We start from the raw sequence: 23,735 nt of genomic DNA, 5'->3' as shown, positions 1-23,735 counted from the left end.
CCGTTCGCCGCCCGCCGATCCGGCCCCGCTAGAGGCGCCGCCCGCTAAACGGGTAAACTGCTTGGATGCAACGAATCACCACCACCGGGCGCGTCAACCTCAGTCACCTGTTCTGGCTCCGCAATCTCGCGATCATCGGCCAGCTGGTGACGATCGGCGTCGTGCAGACTTATTTCGGCGTGCATCTGCCGTTGCCGGCGATGCTGATGGTCATCGCGCTCGAAATCGTTTTCAACGCGTTGACCTGGGTGCGCGTGCTGCGTGCGCGGCCCGAGACCAATTTCGAGCTGCTCGGCCAGCTGTGGGTCGACCTCGGTGCGCTGTCCGCGCTGCTGTTCCTGTCGGGCGGCACGACCAATCCGTTCGTGTCGCTGTACCTGCCTTCGCTCGCGATCGCGGCGGCCGTGTTGCCGTGGCACCTGATGGTCTGGCTCGCGGCGTTCGCGGTCGCGTGCTACGCGGCGCTCGGTTTCGACTCGGTGCCGCTCAACATGGACAATCCCGCGAACCTGTTCGACTACTACCGTACCGGGATGTGGGCGAACTTCATGGTCAGCGTCGGGCTGATCGCGTGGTTCGTCGCGCGCATGTCGAATGCGCTGCGCCAGCGCGATGCGGCGCTCGGCGAAGCGCAGCAGCACCTGTTGCGCGACGAGCGGGCGGTCGCGCTCGGCGTGCAGGCCGCCACCGTCGCGCACGAGATGGGCACGCCGCTGTCGACGATCGCGATGCTCGCCGAGGAGCTGCGCGACGCGGCGCGCGCCGATCCCGGGCTGGCCCGCTATGAAGCCGACCTGAAGGTGCTCGAGGAACAGATGACGCTCTGCACGTCGGCGCTCGCGCGCCTGCGCAGCCGTGCGAGCGCGCCCGCGAGCCGCCAGCCGGTGGACGACTGGCTCGATACGTTCGTCGAGCACTGGCGCCTGCGGCATCCGCACGTGCAGTTCGAGCTGCTCGGCGCGCGCCCGGCCGGCGTCGCGCTCGACGACACGGTCGCGGCCGGCCAGATCCTGACGATCCTGCTCGACAACGCCGCGCGCGCGAGCCCGCAGCGCGTGACGCTGGCCGCGAAGGTCGCGCACGCCGGCGCGGCCGACGAGATCGAATTCGAGGTATGCGACGACGGGCCCGGTATTCCGGCCTCGTTACGTGAATCGCTCGGCGCGATGCCGGTCGACAGCACGCAGGGCGGGCACGGGGTCGGCCTGTATCTCGCGTTCAGCGCGGCCGCGCGGCTCGGCGGCGAGATCGAATTGTCCGATGTTACGCCGCGCGCGGCGGGCGGCAACGGACGGGCCGGCGGTGCGGCGAATGGTCACGCCGCGGCAGGATCGGCGCCGCGCACGGGCCAGCGCCTGGCCGAACGGACAACCGGCGCGCCGGACAGCCGCCCGGCCGGCACGACCGTCGCGCGCGGCACGCGGGCCGTGCTGCGGCTGCCGGCCGTGCGCGTCGCGGCGTCGGCCGCCTCAACCAACACGTAGACGGAGAAACCACATGAGCGAGAACAATTTCCTGGTGATCGACGACAACGAGGTGTTCGCGGGCACGCTCGCGCGCGGCCTCGAGCGCCGCGGTTATGCGGTCCAGCAGGCGCACGACAAGGAGTCGGCGCTCCGGCTCGCCGCAGGCGGCAAGTTCCAGTTCATCACCGTCGACCTGCATCTCGGCGAGGACTCGGGCCTGAGCCTGATCGCGCCGCTGTGCGACCTGCAGCCCGACGCGCGGATCCTGGTGCTGACCGGCTATGCGAGCATCGCGACGGCTGTGCAGGCGGTGAAGGAAGGCGCCGACAACTATCTCGCGAAGCCCGCGAACGTCGAGTCGATCCTGGCCGCGCTCCAGACCAACGCGACCGAAGTGCAGGCCGACGAAGCGCTGGAGAATCCGGTCGTGCTGTCGGTCGACCGGCTCGAATGGGAGCACATCCAGCGCGTGCTGGCCGAGAACAACAACAATATTTCGGCGACGGCGCGCGCGCTGAACATGCACCGCCGCACGCTGCAGCGCAAGCTCGCGAAGAAGCCGGTGCGTCAGTAAGCGGCGCGGCGCGGTCGTCGCGGCGGGTGTCGACGCCGCACGACGGGCGTTGCGGGTGGCGAGGAGTGATCGGTATGCGGACAGGCCGTGCCCGGCTGTCCGCCGGCCGCACCCACGAAAAGACCCGCCGGGCCGCCCGTTTCGCATTCGCCGCCGCGCGCGTTACAGCACGTAGCGCGACAGGTCTTCGTCCTGCGACACTTCGCCGAGCGCCCGGTCGACATACTTCGCGTCGATCGTCACGCGCTCGCCGGCGTGATTGCCGGCCGAGAACGACACTTCCTCGAGCAGTTTCTCGATCACCGTGTACAACCGGCGTGCACCGATGTTCTCGGTCTTCTCGTTGACCGCATACGCGATCTCCGCGAGACGGCGGATGCCGTCCTGGGCGAATTCGAGCTGCACGTCCTCGGTCGCGAGCAGCGCCTGGTACTGCTTGACGAGGCTTGCGTCGGTCGCGTCGAGGATCGCCTCGAAGTCTTCCACCGACAGCGAGTCGAGCTCGACGCGGATCGGAAAGCGCCCCTGCAGTTCGGGAATCAGGTCGCTCGGCTTCGCGAGGTGGAACGCGCCGCTTGCGATGAACAGGATGTGATCGGTCTTCACCATCCCGTACTTCGTGTTGACCGTCGTGCCTTCGACGAGCGGCAGCAGGTCGCGCTGCACGCCCTGGCGCGACACTTCGCCGCCGCTGCCTTCGTTGTTGCGCGACGTGATCTTGTCGATCTCGTCGAGGAACACGATGCCGTTCTGCTCGACGTTCTGCACGGCCTTCGTCTTCACTTCCTCGTCGTTGAGCATCTTCGCCGCTTCCTCGTCGGTCAGCAGCTTCAGCGCTTCCTTGATCTTCACCTTGCGGCGCTGCTTCTTGCCGCTGCCGAGGTTCGAGAACATCGAGCGGATCTGCTCGGTCATCTCTTCCATGCCCGGCGGCGCCATGATGTCCATGCCGGCCGACGGCTGCTCGAGGTCGAGCTCGACTTCCTTGTCGTCGAGCTGGCCTTCGCGCAGGCGCTTGCGGAACGTCTGGCGCGTCGCGTTGTTGTCGTCGTTCGCGTGTTCGGCGTTGCCGCCGAAGCCCACCGCGCGCGGCTGCGGCAGCAGGATGTCGAGGATGCGGTCTTCCGCCTGGTCGGTCGCCTTGCTGCGCACCTTGCGCATCTCGGATTCGCGCGTCTGCTTGACCGAGATCTCGATCAGGTCGCGCACGATGCTGTCGACGTCGCGGCCGACGTAGCCGACTTCGGTGAACTTGGTCGCTTCGATCTTGATGAACGGCGCGTCCGCGAGCTTCGCGAGGCGGCGCGCGATTTCGGTCTTGCCGACACCCGTCGGCCCGATCATCAGGATGTTCTTCGGCGTGATTTCCTGGCGCAGCGGGTCGGCGACCTGCTGGCGGCGCCAGCGGTTGCGCAGCGCGACCGCGACGGCTTTCTTCGCCTTCGCCTGGCCGATGATGTGCTTGTCGAGTTCCGAGACGATCTCGGCAGGGGTCATGGTGCTCATGGTGCGGTCCTTACTCGATCGTTTCGATGATGCGGTTGTGGTTCGTATAGATGCACATGTCGCCGGCAATCTCGAGCGACTTCTCGACGATCTCGCGCGGCGACAGCTCGGTGTTCTCCGCGAGTGCGCGGGCCGCGGCCTGCGCATAGGCGCCGCCCGAGCCGATCGCGCAGATGCCGCCCTCGGGGTCGAGCACGTCGCCGTTGCCGGTGATCACGAGCGTGGTGGCGGCATCGGCCGTAATCAGCATCGCCTCGAGGCGGCGCAGCATCCGGTCGGTGCGCCAGTCCTTCGCGAGCTCGACGGCCGCGCGGGTCAGGTTGCCCTGGTGCTTCTCGAGCTTCGCCTCGAAGCGGTCGAGCAGCGAGAACGCATCGGCGGTGCCGCCCGCGAATCCGACCAGCACCTGGTTGTTGTAGATCCGCCGCACTTTCCGCGCGCCACCCTTCATGACGATGTTGCCGAGGGTTACCTGGCCGTCGCCGCCGAGCGCGACCTTGTCGCCGCGCCGGACCGAAACGATGGTCGTGCCGTGAAATTGCTCCATCTGCGTTCCTTGAGAAAAACGGGGAAGAGTCAGGCGGCGCGAGGCGCCGCTGCGTAACTCGCAGTGCGCCGGGAAGCGGCCCGGCGCGCGTCCGGTTCATTTTAGGGCGGGCGCCGGTATATCAAGAGGCGGGAGGCAAATCGGCGGGCCGGGAACCGGTGCCGGAAAAACAAAAAGCGCGCGGCAGGCCGCGCGCTTTCGGGAAGCAGCGTGTCTGAGCGGAACGCCCGCTCGATCAGTCGCCGAACAGCTTCTGGCGCAGCTCGCGGCGCTCTTGCGCCTCGAGCGACAGCGTGGCGGTCGGACGCGCGAGCAAGCGCGGAATGCCGATCGGCTCGCCGGTTTCCTCGCACCAGCCGTAATCGCCGGAATCGATGCGGGCGAGCGACTGTTGAACCTTCTTGAGGAGCTTGCGTTCGCGATCGCGCGTGCGCAGCTCGAGCGCGTGCTCTTCCTCGATCGTCGCGCGATCGGCGGGGTCGGGCACGATCACCGTCTCGCGCAGGTTCTCGGTCGTCTGGCCTGCATTCTTGAGGATGTCCGCCTGCAACTGTTCGAGCCGATTTTTGAAGAAGGCGAGCTGATCCTCATTCATGTAATCCTTGTCGCTCATCTTCAGGATTTCGGCTTCGGTCAAGAGTTTCTTCGTCATCTGCTTGCTTCTTCAATGTGCGGCAAATCAAGAGATATTGCCTGCACTTTGGGATTACCCGCAACCGCGTTTGCATTCATTTGCGATTTGCCGCCGCGGGGCCGAAAGCCTCTGGAAAACCGGTTCTCAAATACCAGGATAGGCCTGGCGCGGAGTTGTGCGCGCTGCGAACCGGTGTGCTGCGCGGCACATCGCATCGGCCGCGGCCGGGAGGCGGATTGGCGATCCGGCGCGGTTGCGATGCCCGGAAAACTGGTTCAGCAAGAACCGGGCCTGTTTGTTGCCGTACTCCAGCGGGCACGTATTGTAACTGAATCGCAAGCGGGCGCCGTATCGGGTCGATCCCCGTCGGCTGCGCCAATATCTAGAAAATATAACGCGCAAATCGCGAAAAAGCGATGACGGCGAAACCCTGCCCGAAAAGGGCGCTCCGCGGCCGCCGCAGCAGCCTGCGAGGCGGCCGCGCGGCGGCGTGTGCGGCGGTTGCCCGCGCGCGTCAGGCGAGGCAGGCGTCGAGGCCGTCGGTGATCAGGTCCTGCGGCAGATCGACGCCGATGAACACCATCTTGTTGGTCTTCTTCTCGACCGGCAGCCACTTCGCGGCGAGGTCGCTGCCCATCATCTGGTGCACGCCCTGGAACACGACCTTGCGGTCGACGCCCTTCATGTACAGCACGCCCTTGTAGCGCAGCATCCGCTCGCCGTAGATCTGCAGGATGCCGCCGAGGAAGTCTTCCAGCTTGTTCGGGTCGAACGGGCGATCGTTGCGGTACACGAACGACTTGATCTTGTCGTCGTGGTGCGCGTGGTGGTGATGGTGGTGGCCGTGGTCGTGATCGTGCGCGCATTGACCGTGATCGTGGTCGCAATTGGCGTGATCGTGATCATGGCCGTGATCGTGGTGGTGGTGCGCGTGATCGTCCTCGGCGAGGAAGTCGGGGTCGATCTCGAGCTTCGCGTTCAGGTTGAAGCCGCGCAGGTCGAAGATTTCCTTGATGTCCGCTTCGCCGAAGTTCACGACCTTGATCGCGGCCTTCGGGTTCATGTGCATCAGGCGATGCTTGAGGCCGGCCACCGTCTGGTCGTCGACCAGGTCCGACTTCGTGATGAACAGGCGATCGGCGAAGCCGACCTGACGCTGCACGACTTCGTGCTCGTCGAGCTGCGCGTTCGCGTGCTTCGCGTCGACCAGCGTGATGACCGCGTCGAGCAGGAAGTCGTCGGCGATTTCGCTGTCGATGAAGAAGGTTTGCGCGACCGGGCCCGGGTTCGCGAGGCCGGTCGTTTCGATCACGATGCGGTCGAAGTCGAGCTTGCCTTCGCGCTTCTTCGCGGCGAGATCGCCGAGCGCGCGAGCGAGGTCGCCGCGGATCGTGCAGCAGATGCAGCCGTTGCTCATCTGGATGATCTGCTCGTTCGAATCCTGCACCAGGATTTCGTTGTCGATGTTCTCTTCGCCGAACTCGTTCTCGATCACGGCGATCTTCATGCCGTGCTGTTCGTTCAGGATGCGCTTGAGCAGCGTCGTCTTGCCGCTGCCGAGGAAGCCGGTGAGGATGGTGACGGGAGTGGCCATGTCAATCGCCTGTGGTTCGTGAATCGGGGTCAAAGCCAGGATGTGCGTCGCGCCCGGGGCGTTGCCAGCCGGGGCGCACAACCATCCATTGAAACATACCTGTCAAGCTCTCGCCCGTCGTCCGAACGACAGGCGGGAGAGCGGATCCGCCGGGCGCGGGGTCGCGGCCGGCGGACGGTTGCGCGCGTAGATCGGGGCGATCAGACGATTTGCAACAGCAGGCCCTTCAGATATTCGCCTTCCGGGAAGGCCGCGAGCAGCGGGTGATCGACACCCGCGCCGAGGCGCTTCAGGATGCGCGCGTCGACCTTCGCGTCGGCGGCCGCACCCGCGACGATCTTCTGGAACAGGTCCATGTCGATCGCGCCCGAGCACGAGTACGTGAACAGCAGGCCGCCCGGACGCAGCAGCTTGAAGCCGCTCAGGTTGATGTCCTTGTACGCACGCGCCGCGCGATCGACGCTGTCGCGCGTCGGCGCGAACTTCGGCGGATCGAGCACGATCAGGTCGAATCGCTCGCCTTCGTCGACGAGGCGGCGCAGCGTCTTGAATGCGTCGGCGTCGAGCCAGGTCGCGCGTTCGGCGTCGAAGCCGTTGGCGACGACGTTCTGCTGCGCGAGCGCGAGCGCGTCGCCCGACGAGTCGATCGACACGACGCGCTTCGCGCCGCCCTTGAGCGCCGCGAGCGAGAAGCCGCCCGTGTAGCAGAAGCAGTTCAGCACGTCGCGATCGGCCGCGTACTGCGCAACCAGCGCGCGGTTGTCGCGCTGGTCGACGTAGAAGCCCGTCTTGTGGCCGTTCGGCACGTCGACGTGATAGCGCACGCCGTTTTCGTTCGCGATCAGCGTCGCGGGCGGTGCGTCGCCGGCCAGCACGCCGGTCGTCTGTTCGAGCCCTTCCTTGTCGCGGATCGATACGTCCGAGCGCTCGTAGACGTTCGGGCAGCCCGTGGCGCCGACGAGCGCCTTCACGATCGCGTCCTTCCATGCGTCGACGCCCGCGGCCATGAACTGGCAGACGAGCTGGCCGCGCGGTGCGGCACCGGCTTCGGCGGTGTCCGCGACGTAGTAGTCGACGATCAGCCCCGGCAGCCCGTCGGCTTCGCCGAACACGAGCCGCACCGCGCCCGTGCCCGACACCATCGTCGTGCGGTGCGCGACCGCGCGCTGCACGCGGCGCTTGAAGAACGCGTGGTCGATCGGCTCGTTCTCGTCGAAGCTCCACACGCGCACGCGGATCTGCGATTGCGGGCTGTACGCGCCGCGCGCGAGGAAGCGGCCGTCGTGCGAGCGCACGATGACGGTCGCGCCGGGCGCGGGCTTGCCGTCGACGCGGTCGATCGCATTGGCGTAGATCCACGGATGGCGGCGCAGCAGCGATTTTTCCTTGGACGGCTTGAGGGTGACGGTTTGCATGATGAGATCGAAATGGGCCGTGCGCGATGCCGGCCGTAGCCGGTCGCCGCGCGCGGCGGGTAACACGGGAAGTGCGTCAGTCGCGCTTCTTCGCGCGCGGATGCGCGCTGTCGTAAATCTTCGCGAGATGCTGGAAGTCGAGCGACGTATAGACCTGCGTCGCGGAGACGCTCGCGTGGCCGAGCAGTTCCTGCACGGCGCGCAGGTCGCCGCTCGACTGCAGCACGTGCGTCGCGAACGAGTGGCGCAGCACGTGCGGATGGACGTTGGCGGGGATGCCCGCGGTGAGCGCCGCGCGTTTCACGCGCTCGCGCACGACGCCCGGCGACATCCGGTTGCCGCGCACGGACACGAACAGCGGATGCGGATCGTGCTTCACGAATTCGCCGCGCACCGCGAGCCACGCGTTCAGCGCATCGATCGCCTTGCGGCCGACCGGCACCTTGCGCTCCTTGTTGCCCTTGCCGCGCACGGTGACTTCGGCTTCCGCGAGGTCGAGCCAGCCGGCCGAGCGGTAGCCGTCGGCCTGCGTGTACATCACGTCGAGCCCGATCAGCTCGGCGAGGCGCAGCCCCGACGAATAGAACAGCTCGAGGATCGCGTGATCGCGGATGCCTTCGGTCGTGTTGGCGAGCGGCGCGTCCATCAGCGCCGATGCATCGTCGACCGACAGCGCTTTCGGCAAGGTCTTCGCGCGTTTCGGCGCGCGCACCGCGGCGACCGGGTTCGCGGGCATCTCGATGCGCTGCGCGAGCCAGCGGTAGAACGCGCGCCATGCGGACAGCCGGTGCGAGATCGACCGTGCGGACAGCCCGCCCGCATGCGCGCGCGCAACCGCGCCGCGCATGTCGGCGGCCGTCAGCGCTTCGAGCGGCCGGCCGTTCGCGAGCTTCTTCAGCTCGTCGAGTTCGTGCGTGTATGCGCGCAGCGTGTGTTCCGACAGCTGCCTGACGTGCTTCAGGTTCGACAGGTAGGCGGCGATCGGATCGTCTGTCATCGCGTGCGGAAGGATCAGTGCGGCAGCAGGCGCGTGAGCGCGGCGCTCGCGAGCGTCGCGATCTGCGCGAGGAAGTCGGTGGCCATCCCGTCGTGGAAGCGGCGCGGGTCGGGCGAGCCGAGTACGAGCAGGCCGAACGCGGGCGCATCGGCGCCGGCGAGCGGCGCGCGCAGTGCGAGCAGCGCGATCGACGCGGCCGAACTGTCGCCGGCCGGCGGTGCGGCTTCCGTGGCTTCCGCCGCATTCGCGGCCGCGGCGGCGACCGCGGGCGCCAGCCACTGCGCGGCTTCGAAGCCCGTGTTCGCACCGCAGTACGGCGTCGACAGCCCGCTCGTGAACAGGCGCACTTCCTCGCCGACCTGGCGCGCGAAATCGGCCTGCGAGTAGGTGTCGGCGACGTCCCATACGCGCAGCGCCGTCTGCGGCACGTCGAATACTTCGGCGATGCCGTCGGCGATCGTGCGCGGCAGCGCGTACGGATCGCGTTCCGCGATCACGCGCGCGGTCCAGCGGCTGAACTTCGCGGACAGGCTGTCGTTCTCGTGGCCATAGCGCACGAGTTCGGCGAGCCGCCGCTCGAGATGCTTGTTCTTGTCGCGCAGCATCTCCATCTGCCGCTCCTGCAGCGAGATCGCGGCCTTGCCGTGCGGGTTCGCGAGGCGGATCGTCGCGAGCAGTTCGGCGTGCTGCGCGAAGAATTCGGGATTGGCGAGCAGGTAGTCGGCGACTTCGCGATCGTTCATGTGGCTGGCGCGTTCAGTTATCAAGGACGTTGCAGGGTCAGGCGGGCAGGTCGATCTCGCCTTCGAACACGGTCGTGGCGGGCCCGGCCATCATCAGCGCGGCGGTTTCGTCGCGCGCGCCGTCCCAGCTGATCGTCAGCGTGCCGCCGTGCGTGTGCACGGTCACGGGCGAATCGAGCAGGCCGCGCCGGATCCCGGCCGCGACCGCCGCGCATGCGCCGGTGCCGCACGCGAGCGTCTCGCCCGCCGCGCGTTCGTACACGCGCAGCCTCACTTCGCTGCGCGACACGATCTGCATGAAGCCGGCGTTCACGCGCTCCGGGAAGCGCGAGTGGCGCTCGATCAGCGGGCCTTCTTCGAGCACGGGATACGCTTCGGCGTCGTCGACGACCTGCACCGCGTGCGGGTTGCCCATCGTCACCGTCGAGATCCAGCGCGTCGCACCGCCGACGTCGAGCGGCCACAGCGTGTCGCGGCCCTCGGTGCGGCCGTCGAGGCCCGCCGCGTCGAACGGCACCTGCGCCGGCACGAACACGGGCGCGCCCATGTCGACGACGACTTCGCCGTTGTCCTGCATCGTCAGCGTGATCAGGCCCTTCATCACCTGCACGCGCACGCTGCGCTTGTCGGTCAGGCCGCGGTCGCTGACGAATTTCACGAAGCAGCGCGCGCCGTTGCCGCAGTGTTCGACCTCGCCGCCGTCGCAATTGAAGATCCGGTACTTGAAATCCACGCCGTCGACGGTCGGTTTTTCGACGAGCAGCAGCTGGTCGGCGCCGATGCCGAAGTGGCGGTTGGCGAGCGCACGCACCTGCGCTTCGGTGAGCGGCGGCAACGCGCGCGAATAGCCGTCGAGCACGACGAAGTCGTTGCCCGCGCCGTGCATCTTGGTGAACGAGAGTTTCACTGGGTCCGGATTTCCATGGCGAACAAGGCGGTCAGCGCGGCGCGCGCGACGCCGCGCCATGCCGGGCGGCCTCGTTCGTCGTGCTGATCTCAACCGCAAATGATACATGCAGCTGACAGGGGCGTCCCGCGCGGGCGCGGGCGATCGATGGCTCGCGCGGCCGGTTGCGTTCGACCGGTGGCGGGCACGCGCGAAAGGCGAGCCGAAGGTGCCGGGCGCGCGGGCGCGCGCGACGGCGCGCCCGCGGGTTGCGTGCGGCGGGGTCAGTAGAGGCTCGGTTCGCCGGGCGGGCGCGTCTTGAAGCGCTTGTGGACCCAGTAATACTGTTCGGGCATCAGCGGGATCTGTTCCTCGAGGAATGCGTTCATCCGCCGCGCGTCGAGATCGTCGTCGCCGGTCGGGTAGTGATCCCACGGCTTGAATACCTTCAGACGGTAGCCCTTGTAGTTCGGCAGCACCTCGCCGATGAACGGCACGACCTGCGCGCGGCCCGTCTTCGCGAGCCGGCCGACCGCCGTCAGCGTGCAGGCAGGCACGCCGAAGAACGGGACGAACGTCGAGTTGCGCAGCCCGTAGTCCATGTCGGCGCCGAGCATCACCGGCTTGCGGTCGCGCAGCCAGCGCAGCACGACGCGCGCGCTGTCCGCGCGCCCGACCATCTCGGCATCGAAACGCCCGCGCGCCTGCTTCGCCGCTTCCTCGAGCACCGCGTTCGAGAACGGCTGGTAGAGCGACCCGCAGCGGCGGTGCAGCGAGCGGTTCAGCCAGATCGAGCCGGCCTCGATGCCGACGAAATGCAGGCCGAGGAACAGCGTCGGCGGAAGGTCCGGATCGTCGAGGTCGACCGCGCTGTCGACCTGGATCAGCTTCGCGAGTTTTTTCTCCGAGCCGAACCACTGCACGCTGCGCTCGACATAGCTGCGGATCGCATGGCGGAAATGCTGCCCCGCGACTTCCTCGCGGCGCTCGTCGCTCCAATCAGGGAAGCAGAGTTTCAGATTGGTGTGTACGATGCGTTTTCGCCGGCTGGGGATCTTGTAGAGCAGCCAGCCGAGACCATCGCCGAACCGTGCGGTCAGGCCGTACGGCAACAGGGCGAGCAGTTTCAGCAAGCCAATGGCGAGGTGCGTGGCTAGACGACCTAGCATGCGAAACCTCCGTGGGACCGGCTGGCCGGCGCTTTGCGAACAGGGTGGTGAAACAGCGGAAGATGCAGCACGGGCGGCGCTCTGTGACAATTCAGGAAAGCCGCTATAATACGGGCTTCGCCGAGTTAACTGACAACTTGCGGGGCGAAGCCGGTTAGCGTTATACGCGCTGTCCGGTCCTGGTAATCCGCTAAAGCGTCGCCGCTTCAGGCCCAACGAAGCTGGCTACGTGAAACCAACCGTAACCACACAGGAGCCTGAAAAAGTGGCAAACGATTATCTCTTCACGTCCGAATCCGTCTCCGAAGGCCATCCGGACAAAGTCGCGGACCAAATCTCGGACGCGATCCTCGACGCCATCCTCGAGCAAGACAAGTATTCCCGCGTCGCGGCGGAAACGCTGTGCAACACGGGTCTCGTCGTCCTGGCCGGTGAAATCACCACGACGGCCAACATCGACTACATCCAGATCGCGCGCGACACGATCAAGCGCATCGGCTACGACAACACCGACTACGGCATCGACTACAAGGGTTGCGCGGTGCTCGTCGCGTACGACAAGCAGTCGCCGGACATCGCCCAGGGCGTCGATCGTGCACACGACGACAACCTCGACCAAGGCGCGGGCGACCAGGGCCTGATGTTCGGTTACGCGTGCGATGAAACGCCGGAACTGATGCCGCTGCCGATCTACCTGTCGCACCGCCTCGTCGAGCGTCAGGCCAGCCTGCGCCGCGACGGCCGCCTGCAATGGCTGCGCCCGGACGCGAAGTCGCAGGTGACGGTCCGCTACGTCGACGGCAAGCCGCATTCGATCGACACCGTCGTGCTGTCGACGCAGCACGCACCGGACATCGAGTTGCCCGCGCTGCGCGAAGCCGTGATCGAGGAAATCATCAAGCCGACGCTGCCGGCCGACCTGATCAAGGGCGATATCAAGTTCCTGGTGAACCCGACCGGCCGGTTCGTGATCGGCGGCCCGCAGGGCGACTGCGGCCTGACCGGCCGCAAGATCATCGTCGACACGTACGGCGGTGCCGCACCGCACGGCGGCGGCGCGTTCTCGGGCAAGGATCCGTCGAAGGTCGACCGTTCGGCTGCGTACGCAGGCCGCTACGTCGCGAAGAACATCGTCGCCGCCGGCCTCGCGTCGCGCGCGCTGATCCAGGTGTCGTACGCGATCGGCGTCGCCGAGCCGACCTCGGTGATGGTCAACACGTTCGGCACGGGCCGCGTGTCGGATGCGGTGATCACGAAGCTCGTGCGCGAGCATTTCGACCTGCGTCCGAAGGGCATCATCAAGATGCTCGACCTGCTGCGCCCGATCTACGAGAAGACCGCTGCTTACGGCCACTTCGGCCGCGAAGAGCCGGAATTCTCGTGGGAAGCGACCGACAAGGCGCTCGCCCTGGCCGAAGCGGCCGGTGTCGAGCCGACGGCACGCGTCGCGTAAGCGTCGTTCGCCTCAAATGAAAAAACCCGGCATAGCCGGGTTTTTTTATGGGTTCCGATCGCCGGGGCAATCGGACAATCGGGCAGCAGCGCGACGGCGAGCGTCGCGCACGGTGGCCGCCGGCGTGCGCTCAGCGCGCGCCGAACCCGAACCAGCCGTTGCTGGCCGCGAGGCGGCGCGGTCGGTTGATGCGGCGCTGCGGGCCGAGCGTGCGGCGCAGCGCGAGCGCGCGCAGCGACGACGGCTTCTGCAGCAGCGAGCGCAGGCCGGCGCGGCGCGAGAACGCCTGCGCGCTCATCATCGAGAAAAATGCGTGGAACCACGCACGGATACCGTCCAGCCGGCTATGTGCGGGCGTACGCTCGGCCAGCGCCCGCGTGCGTGCGCGGTGATGGCGCAGCGAGCGGGCAGGAGCGGGCGGCACAACGCGCTTCGCAGCGCGGCTGAGACGGGAAGTCAGACGGAATGGCATGTGAACGATGCTTCGCTTGTATGGATGGCGCCCTTGAGAGCGCACTGGTATGAACGGCCTCGGATGGCGCAACGGATCTTACCGAAACTCGCTGCGCGCCGCGCCCGCCAGAATTGACAGGCCGCGACAGGCTACAGGGGATTCATGACGGGAAAAAGTCGCGATAAACCCTTGTGGCGCAAGGCGTGTGCTGCATACCGCCTGTCGGTGAGGCCGGCGCCGCGCCGCACAGTTCCCTTGAGCCGGATCAAATCTACGATTGGCATGCCCCTGCGCACGACAATGGCGCTGTTCGCCGCATCCGGCGCCGATTTACAATCGTCACATTCACACAATAAACGTCTGGCATCCCATGTCGTCTCCATTGCAGTCGGAATCGATCCGCGCACAAGTCGCGGAATTGCGCGAGCGCGGCTTCGTCGTCGCGCGTGGCCTCGTCGGCGAGGCGCAGTGCGCGGCGCTCAGGCAGGTCGCGGAGCGCCAACTGAGGGAGGCGGCCGAACCGATCGAGTTCGAGGCGGACCTGCGCTACCCGGGCGCACCCGAGTCCAAGCATGCGCCGGGCGGGCATACGGTGCGGCGGCTGCTCGATGCGTATTCACGCGATCCGGCCTTCGCCGAGCGCGCGATCGCACCCGAAATCGGTGCGTGGATGCGGGCGTATTTCGGTGAAGAGCCGGTGCTGTCGCGCGCGCATCACAACTGCATGATGACGAAGCATCCCGCGTACGGCAGCCTGACCGGCTGGCATCGCGATTTCCGCTACTGGTCGTTCGAGCGCCCGGACATGGTGTCGGTGTGGCTCGCGCTCGGGCCGGAAACGAACGAGAACGGCGCACTGTGGCTCGTACCGGGGTCGCATACGGCCGAATTCGGGCCTGAAGCGTTCGACGATGCGAAGTTCTTCCGCGGCGACCTGCCGGAGAACCGGAAGATGATCGACGCGGCCACGTGCCCGTCACTGCAGACGGGCGACGTCGTGTTCTTCCACTGCAACACGCTGCATTCGGCCGGGCAGAACCGTTCCGACCAGGTGAAGTTTTCGCTCGTGTATACGTACCACGGTGCAAGCAACCGGCCGGTGCCGGGCACGCGTTCGGCGTCGAAGTCGGAAGTACAGTTCTAGGTTCGGATCGGACGGGCGGCGACACCGCCGCGGTCGCGCGATACGGTGCATCGCGGGCGTTTGAAGCAACGGGCGGCCTGGCCGCCCGTTTCGTTTGATGTGCCCGATCGTGAACGCGGGCCATGCGTGCAGCGCGCGGCTGCGCGTTCAGCGCTTGCCGCCCGGCATCGCGAGGCCGATCAGGCCGATGAACGATGCGACGGCGCCGCCCACGATCAGCAGGATCGTCTTCGTCGCGGGCGAACCGGTGAAGAAGCGTGACACGTTGTCGTTGATCGAATGGAACGACTGGCCGCCGAAATACAGCAGCACGACGCCGCCGACGAGCAGCGCAACCGAGATGACCCGGGACATACCAACCTCGCTGAAACGGTGATTCGAGACGCCGCAGTGTAGGCGACGGCCGTGGCCGCGTCCATCGCCGTGCCGCCGAGCACGTTCCGGCCGCTTTCGCTACCATAGTCGTCGTATGACTCCTTCGCCGCCGCCGCGCCGTGTGCGCGGCGCGCGCGCGTCCCCTCTCCCGATGTCCTGACGGAACCGACTCATGGCCTACGAAGCAGCTTCCGAACGTTATGCCGACATGCAATACCGCACCTGCGGCAAATCCGGGCTCAAACTGCCCGCGCTGTCGCTCGGCCTGTGGCACAACTTCGGCGACACGACGCCGATCTCGACGCAGCGCGAGATCCTGCGCAGCGCGTTCGACCTCGGCATCAACCACTTCGATCTCGCGAACAACTACGGGCCGCCGTACGGCAGCGCGGAAACCAACTTCGGCCGGCTGCTGAAGGAGGATTTCCGGCCGTATCGCGACGAGCTGCTGATCTCGACGAAGGCCGGCTGGGACATGTGGCCGGGGCCGTACGGCAGCGGCGGCGGGTCGCGCAAGTACGTGCTCGCGAGCCTCGACCAGAGCCTGCAGCGAATGGGGCTCGACTATGTCGACATCTTCTATTCGCATCGCTTCGACGCGCATACGCCGCTCGAGGAAACGGCGGGCGCGCTTGCGTCGGCCGTGCAGCAGGGCAAGGCGCTGTACATCGGCATTTCGTCATACTCGGCGGCGAAGACGCGCGAGATGGCCGAGCTGCTCGCGCAGTACAAGGTGCCGCTGCTGATCCACCAGCCGTCGTACAACCTGCTGAACCGCTGGGTCGAAACCGAACTGCTCGGCACGCTCGACGAGATCGGCACGGGCAGCATTGCGTTCACGCCGCTCGCGCAGGGGCTGCTCACGTCGAAGTACCTGAACGGCGTGCCGGCCGATGCGCGCGTGAACAAGCCGGGCGGCGGCTCGCTGAAGCAGGATCACCTGAGCGCGGACAACCTCGACCATGTGCGCAAGCTCAACGCGATCGCCGAACGGCGCGGGCAGAGCCTCGCGCAGATGGCGCTTGCATGGGTATTGCGCAACGGCCGCGTGACGTCCGCGCTGATCGGCGCGAGCCGTGCGGAGCAGGTGCGTGAAAACGTCGGCGCACTGAAGAACCTCGAATTCTCGGCGGAGGAACTCGCCGAGATCGATCGTTACGCGACGGAAGGCGGCATCAATCTGTGGGAAAAGCCGTCCACCGATCAGGCGATCTGACCGGCAGTCGATACGGCATGCGAAACATCGCGTGCCGTATCAATGGCTTGCTCGCGGCCCATCGCATCGCTGCTATGCAGCGATGCACGCCGCGCATGGGTGATGCGCCGCTAGATCAGCGCAGGCAGGCCTTCGACGAGCAATACCGCGACACCGACGCCGAGGATGACGCCCAGCACGCGCAGCAGGTTGTGGCGGAATTCGGTTGCGCACGGCACCGCGCCGAGAAACAGCGCTCCGGCCAGCGCCATCGGAATCAACAGGATGAAGTCGCCGATCGTGAAGTAGGTCGTCATGCGTGTCTCCAAGGTCGGCCGGAGTGGGCGCCTGGGCGCTTGCTCCGGCCCCATGCCGGGTGTTTCTAGTATGGATCCGACCCGATTGCGAGCGGGGCGGTCAATTCGAGTATAGGCAACCGGCAGCGCTTTTCGCTATCCGAACCATTAAAAATCGGCGGAAAGCTCCGGGAATCGCGCATTTTTCCCGTAAGTTCGACGAACACCTTGCGCGTATCTTTCCTATGTCTTTCGATTTCCGCGGAATCGTCGTATGTGTCCGGTGCGTGCCGCCGCACCTGCGGGCGCGGCGGCACGCACGCTCAAGCGCGGTCGGGTTGCACGCGGGCGGCCGGCGCGCGGAACACGAGCGCGAGCCCCGCGATGATCGCGCCCATGCCGGCGAGCGCGAGCGGCTCGGGCCGGTTGCCGAGCCACACGGCATCCATCAACGTGGTGACGACAGGCACGAGATAGAACAGGCTCGTCACGTTGACGAGATCGCCGCGCTGCATCAACCGGTAGAACAGCAGTTGCGCGATCACCGAAATCACGATGCCGAGCCACAGCAGCGAGATCGCGAGTGTCCAGCTGATGTCGAACGACACCGGCCGGAACGGCGCGATCGCCACGCACAGCGCGAGGCCGATCGCATTCTGCAGCGGCAGCACGTCGGCGGGCGCCGCACGGATGCGCTTTTGCAGCAGCGAGCCGGCGGTCAGCGCGACGAGCGCGGTCAGCGCGCACGCGATGCCCGCGAGCGACAGGCCGCCGTCACCTGCGCCGCGGAACACGACGAGCGCGAGGCCGGCCAGCGACAGCGCGAGCCCCGCGACACGTACGGGCTGCCAGCGCCGCTCGACGATCGCGAGCGTGAGGATCGGCTGGACGCCGAGGATCGTCGCGAGCACGCCCGGCGCGATCCCGCGTTCGAGCGCGAGCAGGTAGAAGATCGAATAGCCGCCCATCATCAGTACGCCGGTCAGCACGACCATGCGCCGCTCGCCGCGCGGCGGCAGCCAGCGTTTGCGCAGGAAGGCCAGCCCGACCAGCACGAGCGATGCCAGTGCGAAACGCGCGGTGAGAAAGACGAACGCGGATGCGTGACGCAGACCGAGTTCAGCGAAGATCGCGCCGCTGCTCCACAGCAGCACGAAGAGCGACGTCGCTCCATGCGCGGCGAGCGCGCGTTTGAACGAAAGCATATGAATCCACCTGTCGAACGGATCGGAACGTTCCATCCGCGCACGCGGCAACACGCCGTGCGTCACGACGCACGAATGCAGGCCCGAGGGCGAACGGAAGACGAAATGGAAGCCGGCCGGTCAGCCGGCGCGTGCCACCGGAGGGGGCGGCGCGGCGCCGACGCGCGGCGGTGCGACAGGAGGCGGAAGGACCGACGGATGCGCGCACGCCTGCGGCCGCGAGTCGAACTGCGGCCGGGATTTTGCGAGGGCGGACGTGAGCGGATGCATCGTGTCGGAATGCGTTTGAACGCGAATGAGCATTCAAGGTACCGCAAGGCCGGTATCGGACGCAACACCTGTCGGCGGCATCGGATGACGAAGGGCGGAAGGCGGTGCGTGCGCAACGGTCGCCGCGCTGGCTGCGTTCGAGGCAGGGGGAACACGATGACGGCGACGCGTGATTCGGCAACCGCAGTCGCACGACATTGCCAGGTGGCGCGGCACCGGACCCGCGATGCGCGCAGCGTGGGCGTCACGCGCGCGCCGCGGTGATGCCGGGGATTCGGCGGGCAGTCACATTCGACAGGGTATGATGGGGGTAACCGGGCGGGCAAGCGCTTGCCCGGCGCAGTGGTTGATTGGAGACATTCGACGAATTCGCGGCACTTCGCCTGCTTCTTCTTCTTTTCGCGCTTCGATAAACCGTGAACAATGGGATCACGCGCCACGCTCCGACGAGAGCGCGCGGATCGTGCATTTGCCGGCTCGCCAGCGAGCCGGGTTTCAAGATTCAAGAGTGGGGAACCATCATGCATGTCGGGTCGATTGTCTGCACTACCCATATCGCGGTGCCGAAGGGCGCGCGCGGCATCGTCCAGCGCATCCTGGGCGACATGGCCATGGTGACCTGGTACGCGGGCGTACCGGGCGAGTCGAAGGAACTCAACACCGAGCCGTTCTTTCTCGAGGATCTGATCGACACCGGCGAATCCGTGCTGCCGGCCGGCGCGGCGCTTCACTGAGCGCATCCATCACACCGGGCGCTCGTCTTTCGGCCCGGCTGGCGGCACAATGCGGGGCATGAAAGACGTCACTTCAGCTCCCGCTTCTCCCGCCGGCCCGCCGTTCGCCGGACTCACGCCCGAGTGCGTGCTCGACGCGCTCGACAGCGTGCTGATACCGGCCGGCCTGCGCACCGACGGGCGCCTGCTCGCGCTCAACAGCTACGAAAACCGCGTCTATCAGGTCGGCATCGAAGACGGCCCGCCGGTCGTCGCGAAGTTCTACCGTCCGGCTCGCTGGTCGGACGAAGCGATCCTCGAAGAGCACGCGTTCGTCGCCGAACTCGCCGCACGCGAGATTCCGGTGGTGCCGGCGCGCGCATTCGATGGCCGCACGCTGCACGCGTTCGACGGCTTCCGCTTGTCGATCTTCGAGCGGCGCGGCGGCCGCGCGCCCGATCTCGATCGCAGCGACACGCTCGAATGGCTCGGCCGCTTCATCGGCCGGATCCATGCGGTCGGCGCGACGCAGCCGTATGTCGCGCGCCCCGTGCTCGACATCAATACGTTCGGCTACGAGCCCCGCGACTACCTGCTGGCGCACGATTTCATTCCGGACGATGTGCGGCCCGCGTACGAGACGGCCGTGACGCTCGCGCTCGAAGGCGTCGAGGCGGCGTTCGAGCGGGCGGGCGAACTCCGCCTGCTGCGCACGCACGGCGACTGCCATCCGAGCAACGTGCTGTGGACCGATGCCGGCCCGCACTTCGTCGACTTCGACGACAGCCGGATGGCGCCCGCGATCCAGGATCTGTGGCTGTTGCTGCCGGGCGATCGCGAAGGCGCGTCGCGTGCGCTCGCGGACCTGCTGGCCGGCTACGAGGATTTCTGCGAATTCGAGCCGCGCGAGCTGCATCTCGTCGAAGCGCTGCGCACGTTGCGCCTGATCCACTACGCGGCATGGCTCGCGCGACGCTGGGACGATCCCGCATTTCCGGCCGCGTTCCCGTGGTTCAACACGCATCGTTACTGGGAAGCACGCGTGCTCGAGTTGCGCGAGCAGATCGGCGCGATGCAGGAAGGGCCGCTCTGGCCCGTGTGATGGCGCGCGCGGCACCCTCGCCGCGCGGCAGGCTTGCGCGGGCCGCGGCGCGATGCGCGCGGCCCGTTCCACTCAGAACTTCAGCATCAGCTTGATCAGCGCGGCGAAGCGCTTGCCGTACGGCGGCGCGAGCAGGTTGCGCGCGTTCAGGCGCGCCTGCGTGAGCACCGGCTTCATCTTCGAGAACGTCACGAAGCCGTCGTAGCCGTGATAGGCGCCCATGCCGCTCGCACCGACCCCCCCGAACGGCAAACTGCCGCACGCGATGTGCATCAGCGTTTCGTTGATCGACACGCCGCCCGAGATCGTTTCGTGCATCACGCGGTCGATCGTGCCGCCGTCCTCGTCGAACAGGTAGAGCGCGAGCGGACGCGGGCGTGCATTCACGTAGGCGATCGCTTCGTCGAGCCGTTCGTACGGCACGAGCGGCAGCAGCGGCCCGAAGATTTCCTCCTGCATCAGTTGCGATGCGGCCGGCACCTGCGTGACCGCGCACGGCACGAAGCGGCGCGATACAGGATCCGATTGCGCGTCGGACAGCGGATGCAGCTGCGCGCCGGCCGCCTGCGCGTCGCTCGCGAGCTGCTGGAGCCGCGCGTAGTGGCGCGGCGACACGATCGTCGTGTAGTCGCCGTTGGCCGACAGGTCGGGATACATCTTCGCGAATCGTGCGCGCGCGCGCTCGATGAACGCGGCTTCCATCCCGCGCGGCAGCAGCACGTAGTCGGGCGCGATGCAGGTCTGGCCTGCGTTCAGCGTCTTGCCCGCGACGATCGCGTCGACGGCTGCATCGAAGCGCGCGTTCGGGCCGACGATCGCCGGCGACTTGCCGCCGAGTTCGAGCGTGACGGGCGTGAGGTTGTCGGCGGCCGCGCGCATCACGTGGCGGCCGACGTGCGTCGAGCCGGTGAACAGCAGATGATCGAACGGCAGCCCGCTGAACGCGGCGCCCACTTCGGCATCGCCGTTCACGACCGCGACGTGGTCGCGTGTGAAGGTCCTGGCAATGAGCTGCTCGAACAGTGCCGACGTGCGCGGCGTCAGTTCGGACATCTTGATGATCGCGCGATTGCCGGCCGCGAGCGCGCAGATCAGCGGGCCGGCCGCGAGCAGTACCGGGTAGTTCCACGGCACGACGATGCCGACCACGCCGAGCGGCTGCGGAATCACCTTCGCGCGCGCCGGGCGCAGCCACTTGTTCATCGGTTTGCGGATCGGTTTCATCCAGCGCTTGCCGTGCTTGAGCGCGTCGTCGATCTCTTCCTTCGCCATCCAGATTTCCGACAGCAGCACTTCCTGCTTCGCGCGATGACCGAAATCGGCGCTGATCGCTTCGGCGAGTGCATCCGCATGGTCGATCAGCATCGTGCGTAGCGCGCGCAGGTGCTGCACGCGCGTTTCCCATGCCGGATACGGCGCGCGCAGGTAGGCCGCGCGCTGGTCGCGCAGCAGCGACGTCAGCGCATCCACCGACGGCAGGGCTTGCGGGGTTAGTTCGGGCAGGTCGTTTTTCATGTCGTCTCCTCCAGTTGGGCCCGGCTGGTCGGCCGGCCGTCACGCCGCACGCGCACGCTCGGCGAGCGCGGCGACGCGGATCGGGGTGGTGCGTGTCGCGCGGCGCGGGCCGGATGCGACGTGTGCTCGTAAACCGGTTGAAGCGTGCAGCGGGCGTCGCATCCACGCGACGGTGTGCGCATCCGGAAACCGCTTTGCGGCGCATGCGCATACGGCACGATGTGGCCGCCGACAGGCACGCGTCGCTGCGCCACGAGCGCCGGCCGGTGGACCGAAGCAGGGCGGCGCGACGTGTACGCCAAAGCGTGCCGCAGCGCATCGTGCCGCTGCGGCGACAAACCGTCCAAACGGTCGGCGACGACACGTGCCGTTCGATTCCGGTCGACTGCGCGCACGACGCCGAGCCTCTCCGCGCGGGCAGCCGTTTGAAATGAAATGCGGGCTGCGCGCAGCGCATCCGGACAACCCGGTCGGCACGTAGCCTGCAGAACCTGGCGCTGCATCGTCGTCACTCCCGTTTCGCGGTGGATCGGCTTCTGGCGGCCGGCGCATCGCGCAAAGCGAATCGATACATCTTAAATTTAGTTCACGCGGGCGTTTAGAGGAATCGCTCTTGAATCCGCACGCCGCGCGCGCGACGGCCATTCCTACAATGCCCGGACACCAGGGTCTGTATACGTATGGAACGCGTATGCGTTGCACCGAGAAGGGCCGCGTGCGACGCCGCGAATACTGACGTATTCGCATGTGCGTTCCACATGTAAACAGACCCTATAAGAGGAGACGCGGTCGCGCGGCGATGCCGGGCGGCTTCCATGACACGACGGAGACGTGACATGCAATACGACTACATCATCGTCGGCGGCGGTTCGGGCGGGTCGAGCCTGGCAGGCCGTCTCGCCGATGCCTGCCCCGATGCGACGATCGCGCTGATCGAGGCCGGCTCGCATACCGAGCGCAACCTGCTCGTCAACATGCCGGTCGGCATCGCGGCGCTGGTGCCGTTCAAGCTCGGCACGAACTACGGCTACGAGACGGTGCCGCAGCCGGGCCTCGGCGGGCGGCGCGGCTACCAGCCGCGCGGGCGCGGGATGGGCGGCTCGAGCGCGATCAACGCGATGATCTACACGCGCGGCCACCCGGGCGACTACGACGAATGGGCGCAGCTCGGCGCGACGGGCTGGGGCTGGCAGGACGTGCTGCCGTATTTCCGCCGCGCGGAAGGCAATCAGCGCGGCGCCGATGCGTGGCACGGCGCGGACGGCCCGCTCACGGTGTCGGATCTGCGCTTTCGCAATCCGTTCTCCGAACGATTCATCCAGGCCGCGCATGCGGCCGGCTATCCGCTGAACGACGACTTCAACGGCGCGACGCAGGAAGGCGTCGGCTTCTATCAGGTCACGCATCGCGACGGCTCGCGCTGCAGCGTCGCCCGCGCGTATATCTACGGCCGCAACCGGCCGAACCTGCACGTGATCACCGATGCGACGGTGCTGCGCGTCACGTTCGACGGCAAGCGCGCGGCCGGCGTCGCGGTGGCGCGCAACGGGCGGGTCGAGACGCTCGACGCGCGCGCGGAAGTGATCCTGTCGGCCGGTGCGTTCAATTCGCCGCAACTGCTGATGTGTTCGGGGATCGGCCCGGCGGAGCAACTGCGCCGGCACGGGATCGCGGTCGTGCAGGATGCGCCGGACGTCGGCGCGAACCTGATCGACCACATCGACTTCATCATCAACACGCGGGTGAATTCGTCGGAGCTGGTCGGCATCTGCCTGCGCGGGATCGCGAAGATGACCCCCGCGCTCGCGCGCTATTTCTCGAGCCGCACGGGGATGATGACGAGCAACGTCGCGGAGGCCGGCGGCTTCATCAAGAGCGATCCGTCGCTCGAGCGTCCCGACCTGCAACTGCATTTCTGCACGGCGCTCGTGGACGACCACAACCGCAAGATGCACTGGGGCTTCGGCTATTCGCTGCACGTGTGCGCGCTGCGGCCGTTCAGCCGCGGCACGGTGGCGCTCGCGAGCGGCGATGCGCGCGACGCGCCGCTGATCGATCCGCGCTTCTTCAGCGATTCGCGCGATCTCGACCTGCTCGTGCGCGGCACGCAGGCGATGCGCAAGATCCTGTCGCAGGCGCCGCTCGCGTCGCAGGGCGGGCGCGAGCTGTACACGCGGGCCGACCAGAGCGAGGCGGAGCTGCGCAAGACGATCGTCGAGCATGCGGACACGATCTACCACCCTGTCGGCACCTGCCGGATGGGTTCGGACGCGCGCGCGGTCGTCGATCCGCAATTGCGCGTGCGCGGCGTCGAAGGGTTGCGCGTGGTGGATGCGTCGGTGATGCCGACGCTGGTCGGCGGGAACACGAATGCGCCGTCGGTGATGATCGGCGAACGCGCGGCGGACTTCATCGTCGCCGCGCGCAAGGGCGCGGCGCCGCGCGGCGAGGCAGCCGCGGCGGTGCACGGCCGCTGAGCGGC

Annotated in this window: 22 protein-coding genes; 8 read left to right on the top strand and 14 right to left on the bottom strand. The window is 67.2% G+C overall.

What is annotated here, in order from left to right; genetic code table 11:
• The first annotated feature begins 65 nt into the window (after window positions 1-65).
• Window positions 66-1,484 carry an ATP-binding protein gene (locus tag LGN17_RS22005; RefSeq protein ID WP_226198638.1) on the top strand — a complete coding sequence of 473 codons (1,419 nt, stop codon included), beginning with the start codon at window positions 66-68 and terminating at the stop codon, window positions 1,482-1,484.
• A gap of 13 nt (window positions 1,485-1,497) precedes the next feature.
• On the top strand, window positions 1,498-2,040 hold the full coding sequence (locus LGN17_RS22000) for a response regulator transcription factor (protein ID WP_011353543.1): 543 nt from the start codon (window positions 1,498-1,500) through the stop codon (window positions 2,038-2,040).
• Window positions 2,041-2,202: 162 nt separating this feature from the next.
• On the opposite strand, the gene hslU is transcribed toward LGN17_RS22000, so the two are convergent.
• From hslU to lpxL, 9 genes are all read right to left on the bottom strand, one after another.
• Window positions 2,203-3,546 carry an ATP-dependent protease ATPase subunit HslU gene (gene hslU / locus LGN17_RS21995; protein WP_175951254.1) on the bottom strand — a complete coding sequence of 448 codons (1,344 nt, stop codon included), beginning with the start codon at window positions 3,544-3,546 and terminating at the stop codon, window positions 2,203-2,205.
• Window positions 3,547-3,556: 10 nt separating this feature from the next.
• Window positions 3,557-4,093, bottom strand: a complete 537-nt coding sequence (gene hslV / locus LGN17_RS21990) for an ATP-dependent protease subunit HslV (protein ID WP_226198637.1) — start codon at window positions 4,091-4,093, stop codon at window positions 3,557-3,559.
• 235 nt (window positions 4,094-4,328) lie between these two features.
• A complete protein-coding gene (dksA, locus tag LGN17_RS21985; RefSeq protein ID WP_006477498.1) occupies window positions 4,329-4,745 on the bottom strand; it encodes an RNA polymerase-binding protein DksA in 417 nt (138 codons plus the stop codon).
• A gap of 496 nt (window positions 4,746-5,241) precedes the next feature.
• Entirely contained in the window at window positions 5,242-6,321 is a 1,080-nt protein-coding gene (locus LGN17_RS21980; RefSeq protein ID WP_175951255.1) for a CobW family GTP-binding protein, read from the bottom strand.
• A gap of 200 nt (window positions 6,322-6,521) precedes the next feature.
• Entirely contained in the window at window positions 6,522-7,736 is a 1,215-nt protein-coding gene (locus LGN17_RS21975; protein WP_226198636.1) for a class I SAM-dependent rRNA methyltransferase, read from the bottom strand.
• Between the two features lie 76 nt (window positions 7,737-7,812).
• A complete protein-coding gene (gene xerC / locus LGN17_RS21970; protein ID WP_175951257.1) occupies window positions 7,813-8,733 on the bottom strand; it encodes a tyrosine recombinase XerC in 921 nt (306 codons plus the stop codon).
• 14 nt (window positions 8,734-8,747) lie between these two features.
• Entirely contained in the window at window positions 8,748-9,476 is a 729-nt protein-coding gene (locus LGN17_RS21965; RefSeq protein ID WP_226198635.1) for a DUF484 family protein, read from the bottom strand.
• Window positions 9,477-9,513: 37 nt separating this feature from the next.
• A complete protein-coding gene (dapF, locus tag LGN17_RS21960) occupies window positions 9,514-10,383 on the bottom strand; it encodes a diaminopimelate epimerase (RefSeq protein ID WP_226198634.1) in 870 nt (289 codons plus the stop codon).
• Window positions 10,384-10,646: 263 nt separating this feature from the next.
• A complete protein-coding gene (gene lpxL, locus LGN17_RS21955) occupies window positions 10,647-11,531 on the bottom strand; it encodes a lauroyl acyltransferase LpxL (RefSeq protein ID WP_175951260.1) in 885 nt (294 codons plus the stop codon).
• Between the two features lie 265 nt (window positions 11,532-11,796).
• Here lpxL and metK point away from each other — a divergent pair, with 265 nt between their 5' ends.
• Window positions 11,797-12,984, top strand: a complete 1,188-nt coding sequence (gene metK / locus LGN17_RS21950) for a methionine adenosyltransferase (protein ID WP_011353531.1) — start codon at window positions 11,797-11,799, stop codon at window positions 12,982-12,984.
• A gap of 130 nt (window positions 12,985-13,114) precedes the next feature.
• Here the strand turns inward: metK and LGN17_RS21945 are convergent, their stop codons facing one another.
• Window positions 13,115-13,456 carry a hypothetical protein gene (locus LGN17_RS21945; RefSeq protein ID WP_226198633.1) on the bottom strand — a complete coding sequence of 114 codons (342 nt, stop codon included), beginning with the start codon at window positions 13,454-13,456 and terminating at the stop codon, window positions 13,115-13,117.
• A 352-nt stretch (window positions 13,457-13,808) separates the two neighbouring features.
• Between LGN17_RS21945 and LGN17_RS21940 the strand changes: the two genes are divergently transcribed.
• On the top strand, window positions 13,809-14,582 hold the full coding sequence (locus LGN17_RS21940; protein WP_226198632.1) for a phytanoyl-CoA dioxygenase family protein: 774 nt from the start codon (window positions 13,809-13,811) through the stop codon (window positions 14,580-14,582).
• Window positions 14,583-14,729: 147 nt separating this feature from the next.
• On the opposite strand, the gene LGN17_RS21935 is transcribed toward LGN17_RS21940, so the two are convergent.
• On the bottom strand, window positions 14,730-14,936 hold the full coding sequence (locus tag LGN17_RS21935; protein ID WP_011353528.1) for a DUF3185 family protein: 207 nt from the start codon (window positions 14,934-14,936) through the stop codon (window positions 14,730-14,732).
• A 193-nt stretch (window positions 14,937-15,129) separates the two neighbouring features.
• Between LGN17_RS21935 and mgrA the strand changes: the two genes are divergently transcribed.
• Window positions 15,130-16,173: an L-glyceraldehyde 3-phosphate reductase gene (gene mgrA / locus LGN17_RS21930; RefSeq protein ID WP_226198631.1), complete on the top strand. Its 1,044-nt coding sequence runs from the start codon at window positions 15,130-15,132 to the stop codon at window positions 16,171-16,173.
• A gap of 110 nt (window positions 16,174-16,283) precedes the next feature.
• Here the strand turns inward: mgrA and LGN17_RS21925 are convergent, their stop codons facing one another.
• Window positions 16,284-16,469, bottom strand: coding sequence for a hypothetical protein (locus LGN17_RS21925; RefSeq protein WP_011353526.1), 186 nt, complete (start codon window positions 16,467-16,469; stop codon window positions 16,284-16,286).
• A gap of 302 nt (window positions 16,470-16,771) precedes the next feature.
• Window positions 16,772-17,653, bottom strand: coding sequence for a DMT family transporter (locus LGN17_RS21920; RefSeq protein ID WP_226198630.1), 882 nt, complete (start codon window positions 17,651-17,653; stop codon window positions 16,772-16,774).
• 791 nt (window positions 17,654-18,444) lie between these two features.
• Between LGN17_RS21920 and LGN17_RS21915 the strand changes: the two genes are divergently transcribed.
• Together LGN17_RS21915 and LGN17_RS21910 are read left to right on the top strand one after the other, a co-directional pair.
• The gene (locus LGN17_RS21915) at window positions 18,445-18,657 is read left to right on the top strand and encodes a hypothetical protein (protein ID WP_004198969.1); all 213 of its coding nucleotides are present in this window, start codon (window positions 18,445-18,447) and stop codon (window positions 18,655-18,657) included.
• A gap of 58 nt (window positions 18,658-18,715) precedes the next feature.
• Window positions 18,716-19,738, top strand: coding sequence for a serine/threonine protein kinase (locus LGN17_RS21910; RefSeq protein ID WP_413227042.1), 1,023 nt, complete (start codon window positions 18,716-18,718; stop codon window positions 19,736-19,738).
• A 72-nt stretch (window positions 19,739-19,810) separates the two neighbouring features.
• Here LGN17_RS21910 and LGN17_RS21905 read toward each other — a convergent pair whose 3' ends face one another.
• Entirely contained in the window at window positions 19,811-21,253 is a 1,443-nt protein-coding gene (locus LGN17_RS21905; RefSeq protein WP_226198628.1) for a coniferyl aldehyde dehydrogenase, read from the bottom strand.
• An 836-nt stretch (window positions 21,254-22,089) separates the two neighbouring features.
• Between LGN17_RS21905 and LGN17_RS21900 the strand changes: the two genes are divergently transcribed.
• Window positions 22,090-23,730, top strand: a complete 1,641-nt coding sequence (locus LGN17_RS21900; RefSeq protein WP_175951267.1) for a GMC family oxidoreductase — start codon at window positions 22,090-22,092, stop codon at window positions 23,728-23,730.
• Window positions 23,731-23,735 lie beyond the last annotated feature (5 nt).

The sequence above is a fragment of the Burkholderia sp. AU30280 genome (assembly GCF_020420125.1).
Classification (GTDB): Bacteria; Pseudomonadota; Gammaproteobacteria; order Burkholderiales; family Burkholderiaceae; genus Burkholderia.
This window is presented reverse-complemented; position numbering and strand designations above follow the sequence as displayed.

What these genes read in the sequence shown, in the direction of transcription:
- LGN17_RS21920 (WP_226198630.1), bottom strand. Translation starts at nt 17,653, where the DNA reads ATGCTTTCGTTCAAACGCGCGCTCGCCGCGCATGGAGCGACGTCGCTC.
- LGN17_RS21925 (WP_011353526.1), bottom strand. Translation starts at nt 16,469, where the DNA reads ATGACGACCTACTTCACGATCGGCGACTTCATCCTGTTGATTCCGATG.
- LGN17_RS21935 (WP_011353528.1), bottom strand. Translation starts at nt 14,936, where the DNA reads ATGTCCCGGGTCATCTCGGTTGCGCTGCTCGTCGGCGGCGTCGTGCTG.
- LGN17_RS21945 (WP_226198633.1), bottom strand. Translation starts at nt 13,456, where the DNA reads ATGCCATTCCGTCTGACTTCCCGTCTCAGCCGCGCTGCGAAGCGCGTT.
- LGN17_RS21940 (WP_226198632.1), top strand. Translation starts at nt 13,809, where the DNA reads ATGTCGTCTCCATTGCAGTCGGAATCGATCCGCGCACAAGTCGCGGAA.
- hslU (WP_175951254.1), bottom strand. Translation starts at nt 3,546, where the DNA reads ATGAGCACCATGACCCCTGCCGAGATCGTCTCGGAACTCGACAAGCAC.
- LGN17_RS21965 (WP_226198635.1), bottom strand. Translation starts at nt 9,476, where the DNA reads ATGAACGATCGCGAAGTCGCCGACTACCTGCTCGCCAATCCCGAATTC.
- lpxL (WP_175951260.1), bottom strand. Translation starts at nt 11,531, where the DNA reads ATGCTAGGTCGTCTAGCCACGCACCTCGCCATTGGCTTGCTGAAACTG.
- xerC (WP_175951257.1), bottom strand. Translation starts at nt 8,733, where the DNA reads ATGACAGACGATCCGATCGCCGCCTACCTGTCGAACCTGAAGCACGTC.
- LGN17_RS22005 (WP_226198638.1), top strand. Translation starts at nt 66, where the DNA reads ATGCAACGAATCACCACCACCGGGCGCGTCAACCTCAGTCACCTGTTC.
- LGN17_RS21975 (WP_226198636.1), bottom strand. Translation starts at nt 7,736, where the DNA reads ATGCAAACCGTCACCCTCAAGCCGTCCAAGGAAAAATCGCTGCTGCGC.
- LGN17_RS22000 (WP_011353543.1), top strand. Translation starts at nt 1,498, where the DNA reads ATGAGCGAGAACAATTTCCTGGTGATCGACGACAACGAGGTGTTCGCG.
- LGN17_RS21910 (WP_413227042.1), top strand. Translation starts at nt 18,716, where the DNA reads ATGAAAGACGTCACTTCAGCTCCCGCTTCTCCCGCCGGCCCGCCGTTC.
- LGN17_RS21980 (WP_175951255.1), bottom strand. Translation starts at nt 6,321, where the DNA reads ATGGCCACTCCCGTCACCATCCTCACCGGCTTCCTCGGCAGCGGCAAG.
- mgrA (WP_226198631.1), top strand. Translation starts at nt 15,130, where the DNA reads ATGGCCTACGAAGCAGCTTCCGAACGTTATGCCGACATGCAATACCGC.
- LGN17_RS21905 (WP_226198628.1), bottom strand. Translation starts at nt 21,253, where the DNA reads ATGAAAAACGACCTGCCCGAACTAACCCCGCAAGCCCTGCCGTCGGTG.
- LGN17_RS21900 (WP_175951267.1), top strand. Translation starts at nt 22,090, where the DNA reads ATGCAATACGACTACATCATCGTCGGCGGCGGTTCGGGCGGGTCGAGC.
- LGN17_RS21915 (WP_004198969.1), top strand. Translation starts at nt 18,445, where the DNA reads ATGCATGTCGGGTCGATTGTCTGCACTACCCATATCGCGGTGCCGAAG.
- hslV (WP_226198637.1), bottom strand. Translation starts at nt 4,093, where the DNA reads ATGGAGCAATTTCACGGCACGACCATCGTTTCGGTCCGGCGCGGCGAC.
- dksA (WP_006477498.1), bottom strand. Translation starts at nt 4,745, where the DNA reads ATGACGAAGAAACTCTTGACCGAAGCCGAAATCCTGAAGATGAGCGAC.